The organism is Streptomyces sichuanensis (assembly GCF_020328095.1).
GTDB lineage: Bacteria > Actinomycetota > Actinomycetes > Streptomycetales > Streptomycetaceae > Streptomyces > Streptomyces cinnamoneus.
Genome location: NZ_JAIXMK010000117.1, coordinates 1 through 10,520 on the forward strand (window position 1 = coordinate 1; position 10,520 = coordinate 10,520).

The following is a 10,520-nucleotide window of genomic DNA, read 5'->3' on the forward strand; positions in this document are numbered from 1 at the left end:
TGCCGAGGGGTGCTCCGAACCACCTGTCACACGGGCCCCTGCCGGCTCGCTCCGGCGGGACCTCCGGCGTGGAACCGGTCTAGAGCGCCATCGACAGCAGCATCGGGGCGGCGTGCCGGTTGAGGGTGTCGGCCGCCTGCCGCAGCCGGTGGGCGTGGCGCACCGGCAGGGAGAGCGCCAGCGAGCCGACCGTGCGCCCGGCGGTGACCGGCACCGCCGCGCAGACCGTGCCCACCGCGTACTCCTGCAGGTCGAGGACGGGCACCGAGACGGGCTGGGCGTCCAGCTTGCTGAAGAGCACCTTCTCATTGGTGATCGTCTTGGAGGTGAGCCGGGCGGTGCGGTGGCGGGAGAGGTGGTCGCGCCGGTCGTCGTGGTCGAGCTGGGTCAGCAGGCACTTGCCGATCGCCATGGCGTGCGCGGCGGAGCGGAAGTCGACCCACTCGTGCACGCGCGGGGTGCGCGGCCCGTCGGCGTACTGCGTGATCCGGATCTCGCCGTCCACGTAGCTGCTCAGGTAGACGGCGGCGCCGACCGTGTCGCGCAGGTCGGCCAGCGAGCGCTGGAGCTTGCGCTCCAGTGCCTTGGTGCGGTCGCCGCCGGTGCCCAGCAGGACGAGGGCCTCGCCGGTGACGTAGCCGCCGTCGCCGGTCCGCTCCACGTACTCCTCGCGGCGCAGCATCAGAAGGAGGTGGGCGAGCTGGCCTGCGGCCAGTCCGGTCTCGCGGGCGATCTGGGCCTCGCTCACGCCGCCGGTGTACTTGGCGACCGTCTCCAGCACGCGCAGGGCGTGCTGCACCGAGTGGAACGGTGCGGTCGGCTCGGGCCTGAGCGCCACGGTCTCCCCCTTGCGGTTTCCAGTGGGTCTCTGTCGTCCACGATAAGGGCGAAACAGGCGGCGTGGAGAGGGTGTTGAGCAGAATCGGTACGGCGTCCGTACCCCTGTCCTGGCGTTTGCGACCTTGGCATATGCCGGTGGCCTGAGCGTCGGGAGGTGCGGGGCCCGGTGGTGTACGGCCGGGACGCCCGGAATAAGCGGAGTAACGCTCCGGTTGTGGTCGGTCGGGGCGCGTCCGCGCTCCCGACCGGACTCACCCAGACCAGGGAGGCGGGCCACCGTGGCCGACGTACAGGACGACCGGGACGACACCATCCGGGCACATCCGCGGGGCACCGCCCCCGTGCCCCTGTCCGTGCTGGACCTTGCCACCGTCGGCAGCGGCCGTACGGCCCGGCAGGCGTTCGGCACCACCGTCGAGCTCGCGCGCCTCGCCGAGCGGCGCGGCTTCCACCGCTTCTGGGTCGCCGAGCACCACTCCATGCCCGGTGTCGCCAGTTCCTCCCCGGCCGTCCTCCTCGCCCACCTCGCCGCCCACACCGACACCATCCGGCTCGGCTCCGGCGGCGTCATGCTGCCCAACCACGCACCGCTGGTGATCGCCGAACAGTTCGGCACGCTGGAGGCGCTCGCGCCGGGGCGCGTGGATCTGGGCCTCGGGCGTGCGCCCGGCACGGACGGCGCGACGGCCGCCGCCCTGCGCCGCGAGGAGCGGCTCGCCGAGGGGGCCGACGACTTCCCGCAACAGCTGTCCGAGCTGACGCGCTTCCTGGACGACGACTTCCCCGACGGTCACCGCTACGCCCGCATCCACGCCGTCCCCGGGCCCGTCCAGGGCCGCGTCCCCGGCGGGGTGCAGCGCGCCGACCGTCCGTCCGTCTGGCTGCTGGGCTCCTCCGGCTTCAGCGCCCGGCTCGCCGGCGAGCTCGGCCTGCCGTTCTCGTTCGCCCACCACTTCTCGGCCGCCAACACCGTCCCCGCGCTGCAGCTCTACCGTGACTCCTTCCGGCCCTCCGCCGTCCTCGACCGGCCGTACGCCGCGATCGGCGTCCAGGCCCTTGCCGCCGACGACGCCAAGGAAGCCCGCCGGCAGGTGCTCACCGGCGCCCTGGCGATGCTGCGGCTGCGCACGGGACGGCCGGGGCTGGTGCCGACGCCGGAGGAGGCGGAGCAGTACCCCTTCGGCCTCGCCGAGCAGGAGTTCGTGGAGGGATGGCTGCGGAACGTCGTCCACGGCACGCCGGACGCGGTCCGGGAGGGGCTGAACGCGCTGGTGCGGCGTACCGGAGCGGACGAGCTGATGATCACGACCAATGCGCACGGCCCGGAGGCACGGCTGCGCAGCTACGGGCTGATCGCCGACGCCTACGGCCTGCCGGGCGCGTAGCCGGGGGCCGGAGTCCGGGAGCGGGGAGCCAGGAGCCGGGGGCGGGGACCTAAGGCCGCACCCCCGTGCTCAGCAGGGCCGAGATGCGGTCCGCCGGGACCGGCCGGGAGTAGAACCAGCCCTGGCCGGTGTCGCAGCCGATGCGGCCGAGGCGTTCGGCCTGCTCCGCGCTCTCCACGCACTCCGCCGTGACGGTGAGGCCCAGCCGGTGCGCGAGCTGGACGAGCGCCTCGACGATCGTCTCGTCGGCCGGGTTGGGATGCTCCGCGGCCCGGAAGCCGTGCACGAAGGACCCGTCGAGCTTGAGCGTGGAGACGGGCAGGCGGCTGAGGTAGGCGAGGTTGGAGTAGCCGGTGCCGAAGTCGTCGATGGCGATGGCGACGCCCATGTCGCTGAGCGCCTGCAGCTGCTGCAGGGGCCGGCCGGCGGAGCCCATCACCGCCGACTCGGTGAGCTCCAGCTGCAGCAGGCTCGGCGGCAGGCCCGTCTCGGTGAGGATCGCGGCGACGTCCGCGACGAGGTCGGAGTCCCACACCTGGCGCACCGCCACGTTCACGCTGACGACCAGCTGTTCGCCAGGGTGGTCCAGCTGCCAGCGGCGGGCCTGGCGGCAGGCGGTCGCCAGGATCCAGCGGCCGAGCGGCACGATGGCCCCGGTCTCCTCCGCCAGGCCGATGAAACGATTGGGCGGCAGCGTGCCGAACTGCGGGTGGTGCCAGCGCACCAGCGCCTCCACCCCGCGCAGAACGCCGTCGCCGAGCCCCACCAGCGGCTGGTACTGCAGCGAGAACTCCTCGCGGTCGACGGCCGGGCGCAGCGTGTTGGAGAGGGCCTGCCGGGTCATGCGGTGAGCGTTGCGCTCGGGGTCGAAGAGGGTCCAGCGGGCCTTGCCGTCCGCCTTCGCCCAGTACAGCGTGGTGTCCGCCGCCTGCATCAGCTCGGTGGCATGGGTGCCGGCGGCCGGGCGCTCGACCACGCCGATGCTCGCCGACACCGCCAGCCGCTGCCCGGCCACCTCGAACGGCCGCGTGAGATGGGCCTGGACGGCCACGGCGAGATCGATCAGCTGTTCGGTGCCCGCCGATTCCTCGACCAGCAGCGCGAACTCGTCGCCGCCGAGCCGGGCGACCAGGTGGCCGTCGGCGGCCGCGCACTGCCGCAGCCGCTCGGCCACCGCGCACAGCAGCCGGTCGCCGGCCCGGTGCCCCAGGGTGTCGTTGACGGCCTTGAAGCCGTCCAGGTCGAGGTAGCACAGCCCGATGCGGCCGCTGCGCCCGCCGGCGTCGCGCCGGGCGGCGGCCGCGGCCAGGGCGCCCGCCAGGCGTTCGAAGAACAGGCTGCGGTTGGGCAGCCGGGTGACCGGGTCGTGCATCCGCAGGTGCCGCAGCCGGGCCCGCAGGTCGCGCCGGTCGCTGATGTCGGCCACCGACAGCAGGGCGTCGGGGGTCTCGGGCAGCGGGGTGACGGTCACCTCGGCCCACACGCCCTGCCCGCCGGGCTGCTTGAGCCGGCGGGTGCAGTGCAGCCGCTCGCGGCGACCGAGCAGCACCTCCCGGTAGGCGCTCCAGGTGCGGGAGTCCTCGCGCAGACCGGTGAACTCTGCGGCGGGGGAGTCCTGGAGCCGCGCGGGGTCGGTGCCCAGCAGGGCGCCGAGGGCGTCGTTGGCGGTGCGTACGAGGCCGTCGCGGCCGACGACGGCCATACCGAGGCGCGCGGCACGGAAGGCAGCGCGGAATTCATTCGAAGTGACGTGACGTTGCGTGACGACTGGCGGCTTTGGACCGGGCTTGCCGCCCTGACCGTCGAGTGTTCCGCTCAACGCTCGCTCCCGCGTGGCATTCGTCCCGCACGGACCCCGTGCGGGTGTCGTGTGTCTCGTACGCGTGGTGGAAAAGGCGGCAAATGGCCGCCTGTAGGGGGATTCTGTGCTCGAAGTGTGGCGAGCATAGAGCCCGCGCAGGGACCGTTCCAGCGGCCCGGCCGTGAGCGGGGGAGCCGTCGGCATGGGTCCGACCGTTCCTGACCGCCCATGCACGCCTGTGCGCACTCACGCCCGAGACTGCCGGGCGGTTCTTTTCGATCTTTTTTCGCGACTGACCATCCGTGACTGAGTGTGATGTACCCAGAAGTCGGCTTAGTCACTCGACTGGGGTAGTGAAACGGGGCATAACACCGCAAATAACAAGAGGGTGGGTGAGGTCTCCCAATTCCGTCCTCGGAGGTCGACGTGGTGCGTCCGCTGACACCCATGGGAGTGGACCGGCCGCGGCCGCGCCGCGCGGAACGGTCCCGGCTGCGCCGCCTGGGCGCCGTGCTCACCAGCCTGTGCGCGATCGCCACGACCATGGTCGCCGCCCCGGCGCACGCGGCGGGGCCCGGCGGCCCCTGCGCGCTGCCGCGCAGTCAGGCGCACCACTCCGAGGGCGTCGACACCTGGAATCCCGACTACCCGCGGCCCGTCGGCCGGCTCGACGCGGTCATGATCTTCCTGTCGTTCCCGGACGCCAGGCCCGCCGTCTCCCCCGACCGGCTCGCCGCCGACCACTTCCCCGCCACGTCCCGCTTCTTCGAGCGGGCCTCCTACGGGCGGTTCTCGCTCCGCGTCCATCCGGTGAAGCGCTGGTTCCAGATGCCCCACACCTCCGGCGAGTACCACATACAGCGCGACTGGGACGGCGACCGGCGCTCGGCCTACCTGCGGGACGCCATCGCCGCCGCCGACCGCTCCGTGGACTTCCGGCGCTACAGCCTCGTCTACCTCGTCGCCGACCCCGACGCCCCCGGCGTCGACTCCGACGCGACCAAGGTCGTCAATCTGGAGGAGCCCATCCGCGTCGACGGCAGCGACCTGCGGCGCGTCGTGACGGTCTTCGAACACCACCCGCCGGACCGCAACGTCCTCGCCCACGAGACCGGGCACGTCCTGGACCTGCCCGATCTCTACCACCGGCCCACCGACGGCAAGGGCGACTGGGACACCCACGTCGGCGACTGGGACCTCATGGGCAGCCAGTTCGGCCTCGCCTCCGAACCCTTCGGCTGGCACAAGTGGAAGCTCGGCTGGCTGACCCCGCGCCAGGTCGACTGCGTCAACGCCCCGGGCTCCGCCCTGCACACCCTGCAACCGCTGGAGAGCCCCATGCACCCCGGCACGGACACCCGCACCCGCATGGTCGTGGTCCGTACGGGCGCGACCACCGCCGTCGTCGTCGAGGCGCGCGGCGCCTCCGGCAACGACGCGGCCACCTGTACCGAGGGGGTGCTGGTCTACCGGGTGCGCAGCGACACCGCCTCCGGCGGCGGGCCCATCCAGGTGCTCGACGGTCACCCGGGCGGCCATGCCTGCTGGGGCCAGTCCGTCTACCCGCCGCTCGCCGACGCGCCGCTGGGCCCCGGGGAGTCCCTGGGGTCCGTCGCGGACGGGGTGCGGGTGGAGGTGCGGGGGCACACGGCGACGGGGGACTGGACGGTGAAGGTGAGCCGGGGGTGACGGGCGGCACGGCCGGGGCGGGAGCCGGCGGGTGCGCGACGTCCGGCGGGCATGCGGCGGACGGGCATACGACGAAGGGCCTCATCTTTCGATGAGGCCCTTCGTCTGTCGGTGCGCCGCCAGGGACTCGAACCCCGGACCCGCTGATTAAGAGTCAGCTGCTCTAACCAACTGAGCTAGCGGCGCCTGCTGACGTGGAAAACTTTAGCACCCCGATCCGGTGGAAAGAAAATCCGTATGTTTCAGCCCCGCGCCGACATGGGTACAGGGCCCGCCGAGCCCGCCCGGGCGGCCCGTACGCAGGCCCACAGCAGGGCGTCCGCGGCCGGCAGCCAGGGACGGCGGGTCTCCGGGGCCACCAGCCAGCGAGCCGTGGCGGGAGCGGGCTCGCTCTCCTCGGGCTGGGGAAGCAGCGGCGGGACGGTCACGGCGTCCCCGGGGCCGTAGGACAGCAGCTGGGGCATCGCCCCGCCACTCCCCGCACCCTGCCCCCACTCCTCCCAGCTCAGCAGGGCGGGCAGCCGCTGGGCCGTGCCGGGAGCGGCGAACAGCAGCAGTATCCCGCGGTGCGCCGCCACCGGGCCGGAGCCGGGACCGGCGGGCGACCACAGCTGGTCGAGGATCCGGCGGCCGAACAACGTCGGCGCGCCGATCACGTCGAAGACCGTGCCGCAGGGCAGCACGGCCGTGGCCTGGGCGCTGCCGGCCCACAGGGCGTGCACGGAGGCGGGGAACCGGCTGGCGGAGGCGAGCCAGTCGGCACCGGCGGGGGTGACGCCGGCGGCGGTGGGCCGGTGACGGACGGGGCGCGGAGGGTGCGACCAGGAGCTCATGGCCCCTATCGTCGGCGGCGTGGTGGGGTCGGCCCGGGGTGGTTTCCGGAAATCGGGACAGGGTGATGGGCCGTGCGCTACCTTGTGCGCCGCATATGCCAACGGCCCATGGTCGGGACCATGGGCCGTACGGGTCAGTCGACCGCGGTGTTGCTGCCGCGCTGCAGCTCGCGGCCGAACTCGACCATCTTCTTCGCGTAGTCCTCGCTCCATTCGGCGCGCTCGGCGATCACCGCCGTCGGCAGTCTGTCGAAGCGCCGGGGATCGGCGAGCTGAGCCGCTGCCACCGCCTGGTACTCCGTCGCCCGGTCCGCTGCCGCGCGGAAGGCCAGCGCCAGCTCCGTGGAGCGGGTCAGCAGCTCACGCGGGTCCTCGATCGATTCGAGGTCGAAGAAGTGCTCGGGATCGGCGACGGCCTCGGGTGGTTCGAAGAGCAGCTGCGCGGGCTTCAGGCGGCGCTGGGCACTGTCCTGCACGCCGGGAGCCTGCTTCGGCTCGCACATGTACATACCTCCAGAATCGTCTGCACCGTCATCCATTGTCCTGCCGCGCGCAAGTGCGCCCCCGCTCCCTCCCCGGGATCCGGCCGCCCCTCACCGCCGCGCGTCACGGCCGCCAGGCCACCCGGTGCTCCGCCAGATGGGCCAGCACCGCGTGGTTCGCCTCCCATCCATCCGGACTGCACCCATCGGCCGCCTCCGGCGGCGTGCCGGGCTCCGCCCGGCGGCCTGGGGCACCGGGCGCCGGGTCTCTGCCGGCGGCTCGGTCTCACGGCCGCCAGGCCACCCGGTGCTCCGCCAGATGGGCCAGCACCGCGTGGTTCGCCTCCCATCCATCCGGACTGCACCCATCGGCCGCCTCCGGCGGCGTGCCGGGCTCCGCCCGGCGGCCTGGGGCACCGGGCGCCGGGTCTCTGCCGGCGGCTCGGTCTCACGGCCGCCAGGCCACCCGGTGCTCCGCCAGATGGGCCAGCACCGCGTGGTTCGCCTCCCATCCATCCGGGAACTTCACCGTCACTCCCAGCTGCACCGGGTCCGTCGACGGGTGCTCGTCCAGCAGCCGGTCGACGCCCGCCCGGCACACCACGATGCACGCGTGCCGGTGCCGCGACGCCAGGACGCACAGCCGGCCCGTCTCCAGGTGGAAGGCCGTGGCGTCCGGGCGCCCCGACAGCGGGTGCAGGACGACCGTCACATCGAACTCCCGGCCCTGGAGCCGGTTGGCCGTGTCCACCGTGACCCCGCCCGGCCCCGGGTCCACGCCCAGGCCCGCGAGCGCCGCACGCACCGCCGCGGCCTGGTCGCGGTGGGCCGTGCCGACCGCGACGCGGTCCGCCGTGAGCGGCACCGGGTCGGGGGAGCGCTCGCTGGTCACGGCCCCGCCGCGGTCCAGCAGGCGCCGGACGACCAGCGCCACCGCGCCGACCGCCTCCGGGTCCGTGCGCGGGGTGTGCCGGGCGGGCAGCTCCAGCAGGCCCCAGCCCGTCCCGGCCGCTTCGTCCAGCACCCGGTCCGGCCCGGAGCCGTCGGAGGCCACGGCGAACGCCATCCGCCGCTCGCCGTGGTCCGTGCCGCTGCGGAACGGCGTGTACGGATAGAAGGCGTCGGATACCAGCGGCGCGGCGGAGGCGGGCAGCCGCCACGACACCGGCAGCCGGTGCTGCGGCAGGTCCGGATTGTGCGCGAGGAGCGTGGAGACCGCGCTCGCCGACGGGTCGTACGACAGCCCCGCCCACTGCTCGGCCCCCACCACGCTGAACGGGTCCAGCTGGCCGGGATCGCCCACGAACAGGGCCCGCTCGAACAGGCCCGCCACCGCGAGCAGCGCGTCCGAGCGCATCTGGTACGCCTCGTCGACGATCGCGTGCCCCCACGGCTCGGCGACCTTGGTGTGGGCCCACTTCGCTGCCGTGGAGACGACGACGTCCAGCCCGGCGAGCTCCGCCACCCGCGCGGACGGCACGACCTGGTCGAACGCGTCGAGCGCCGGGTCGTAGGGGTGCCGGTCGCTGCTGTGCAGACGGCCCACGGGCAGGCCGGGGTCCTGCTCGGCCAGGCGCAGCACGAGGTCGTCGACCTGGGCGTTGGTCTGCGCGACGATCATCAGGGGCCGGCCCGCGGCGGCCAGCTCGCGTGCCGCGCGCACCACCAGCGTCGACTTGCCGGCGCCCGGCGGGGAGTCGACGACGACGCCGCGGTGCGGGCTGTGCAGCGTGTCGCGCAGGATGGCGTCCGTGGCCGCTGCCGCCGCCCCGGCGGGGTCGAAGGCGCGCCCGGGCGCCATGCGTACGGTCACAGACGGTCCTCCGCGGTCACGGGGTCGGGGGCCTCGGCGACGGCGGCCGGCGGGCCGCCGTGGGTCCAGGGGGTCTGCTCGGGTTCGGGCAGGTCGGGGCCGCCCCTGGGCGCGTGGTCGAAGAGTGTCCAGCACACGTGGTGGCCCGGCTCGGGCACCGACCCCGTGTCGGGCGCTTTTCCGCGCCCCATTCCGCCGGTCAGTCGTACGGTCAGCGTGCCGCCGGGCCCGTACGCGACGAACTCCGCGGACTGCGTCCGGCCGTCCGGCAGCGCGCGGTGCAGCGTCGCGCCGTCGGCGACGTGCGGGCCGTCCGCCGTGCGGAGCGTCACCAGCGGGCGCGGGCGGGGCACCTTGGCCTGCGTGTGCTCCATCACCACCTCGGTGACCTCGCCGGCGAACGCCTCGCCCGCCAGCCGCCGCGCCGCCATCACCAGCGGATCGTCCAGCGCCTCCTGGGCGTCCAGCCGCGCCTGCGCGGTCTCCCGGGCGGCGAGCTTGCGGGCCGCGGTGACGGCGTCGTCCCGCCGGGGCTGCGGGGGCTCGCCGGCGCGGACGCGGTCGCGGTGCCCGGTGTAGGACCAGCGGTCGCGCTTCCAGCGCTCGGCGACGTGCGCGCCCTCGGGCAGCGCGCGCAGCAGGTCGGCGCCGTGCCACACGGCGTCCCAGGTGGGGCGCAGCTGGGACGCCAGGAGCTCGCGGAGCGTGCGGTCGGCGTCGGCCAGCGCCTCCTGGGCGGCGGCGAAGCGGTGCGGTGCGGCCTCAAGCGCCTCGGTGCGGGCCCGGTCGTAGCGGGTGACGGCCGGGGCCAGCCGCTTGTTGTCGAAGACGGGGTCCGTCGCCGGGCCGGCGGGCGGGTGGGTGAGCAGGCCGTCCGCGTCGCGCTCCAGCTCGGCCCGCAGGGCCGCCTCCCCGCCGGGCACCCCGTCCGGCGGATCGATCCAGGCGAGCAGCGCCCCCAGGTGCTGGTCCTCCAGCGCACTCTGGCCCGTCGCCCAATGGCGGCCCAGCAACTGCGTCATGGCGAGCAGCAGCGACGAGCCCGGCACGTGGGCCCGCTCCCCGAAGTGCGTCAGCCAGCGGCCCAGCAGCGGCACGCGCGGGGGAGCGGGGTGGGCCGCGTCGGGGTCCTGCTCGGCGGTGCGCCGGAAGCGCATGGAGCGGCCGAGCAGCCGTACGTACTCCACGCCCGCTGCGCTCGGCACCAGCAGCTGCGGGGCGTCGGCGCACAGCTCGACCTCGACCGGCACCCTCCGGCCGGTCTGCGGGTCGGTCTCCTTGCGCTCCTCGTGCTCGACGGCGTCGCCGTACGCCTCGATGTACGGCAGCATCGCGTCGGCCAGCTCCGAGAGGAACGCGAACCGCATGTCCCGGTCGCGCGGCTGTGCCACCACGAGCAGCCGGGGCGCGTCCCGCTCGGTGCCGACGAGCGCGCCGAGCGGCGCCCCCGCCTCGCCGGCCGTGGTGAGCGGCACGAACACCAGCGGCCGCGCGGCGAGGTGGCGGTGCCGCACGGTGGCCAGCGGCTGTGCCCGACCCTCGCGCACGGCCTCCATGCGGGCGAGCGTGCCGATCAGTGACACGGGGCCTCCTTCCGGGCGGCCGGTACCGGGCCGGCGCCGCACGGCGCGAGCGCCTCGGCCCGCAGCGCCGCCGCGCGGCGCAGGGCGGCGACGG

Annotated in this window: 8 protein-coding genes and 1 tRNA gene; 2 read left to right on the plus strand and 7 right to left on the minus strand. The window is 74.5% G+C overall.

Annotation, left to right across the window (positions count from 1 at the left end; genetic code table 11):
• Positions 1-79: 79 nt before the first annotated feature.
• Positions 80-838, minus strand: a complete 759-nt coding sequence (locus LE181_RS25980) for an IclR family transcriptional regulator (protein WP_225663926.1) — start codon at positions 836-838, stop codon at positions 80-82.
• Positions 839-1,118: 280 nt separating this feature from the next.
• Here LE181_RS25980 and LE181_RS25985 point away from each other — a divergent pair, with 280 nt between their 5' ends.
• Positions 1,119-2,225: an LLM class flavin-dependent oxidoreductase gene (locus tag LE181_RS25985; RefSeq protein ID WP_225663927.1), complete on the plus strand. Its 1,107-nt coding sequence runs from the start codon at positions 1,119-1,121 to the stop codon at positions 2,223-2,225.
• A 49-nt stretch (positions 2,226-2,274) separates the two neighbouring features.
• On the opposite strand, the gene LE181_RS25990 is transcribed toward LE181_RS25985, so the two are convergent.
• A complete protein-coding gene (locus tag LE181_RS25990) occupies positions 2,275-4,044 on the minus strand; it encodes a putative bifunctional diguanylate cyclase/phosphodiesterase (protein WP_225663928.1) in 1,770 nt (589 codons plus the stop codon).
• 429 nt (positions 4,045-4,473) lie between these two features.
• Between LE181_RS25990 and LE181_RS25995 the strand changes: the two genes are divergently transcribed.
• Positions 4,474-5,715, plus strand: coding sequence for a M6 family metalloprotease domain-containing protein (locus LE181_RS25995; protein WP_225663929.1), 1,242 nt, complete (start codon positions 4,474-4,476; stop codon positions 5,713-5,715).
• Positions 5,716-5,827: 112 nt separating this feature from the next.
• Here the strand turns inward: LE181_RS25995 and LE181_RS26000 are convergent.
• From LE181_RS26000 to LE181_RS26020, 5 genes are all read right to left on the minus strand, one after another.
• Positions 5,828-5,901: transfer RNA gene (locus LE181_RS26000), tRNA-Lys, on the minus strand.
• A gap of 56 nt (positions 5,902-5,957) precedes the next feature.
• On the minus strand, positions 5,958-6,548 hold the full coding sequence (locus LE181_RS26005) for a bifunctional DNA primase/polymerase (protein ID WP_225663930.1): 591 nt from the start codon (positions 6,546-6,548) through the stop codon (positions 5,958-5,960).
• Between the two features lie 134 nt (positions 6,549-6,682).
• Positions 6,683-7,051: a DUF8844 domain-containing protein gene (locus LE181_RS26010; protein WP_225663931.1), complete on the minus strand. Its 369-nt coding sequence runs from the start codon at positions 7,049-7,051 to the stop codon at positions 6,683-6,685.
• Between the two features lie 427 nt (positions 7,052-7,478).
• Positions 7,479-8,831, minus strand: coding sequence for an AAA domain-containing protein (locus LE181_RS26015; protein ID WP_225663933.1), 1,353 nt, complete (start codon positions 8,829-8,831; stop codon positions 7,479-7,481).
• Between the two features lie 8 nt (positions 8,832-8,839).
• Positions 8,840-10,426 (minus strand): cytochrome c oxidase assembly protein, encoded by a 1,587-nt coding sequence (locus tag LE181_RS26020; RefSeq protein ID WP_225663932.1) that lies wholly within the window; start codon positions 10,424-10,426, stop codon positions 8,840-8,842.
• Between the last annotated feature and the right edge of the window lie 94 nt (positions 10,427-10,520).

Coding starts and splice junctions, on each gene's coding strand:
- LE181_RS25995 (WP_225663929.1), top strand. CDS start 4,474: ATGGGAGTGGACCGGCCGCGGCCGCGCCGCGCGGAACGGTCCCGGCTG.
- LE181_RS26010 (WP_225663931.1), bottom strand. CDS start 7,051: ATGTGCGAGCCGAAGCAGGCTCCCGGCGTGCAGGACAGTGCCCAGCGC.
- LE181_RS26015 (WP_225663933.1), bottom strand. CDS start 8,831: ATGGCGCCCGGGCGCGCCTTCGACCCCGCCGGGGCGGCGGCAGCGGCC.
- LE181_RS26005 (WP_225663930.1), bottom strand. CDS start 6,548: ATGAGCTCCTGGTCGCACCCTCCGCGCCCCGTCCGTCACCGGCCCACC.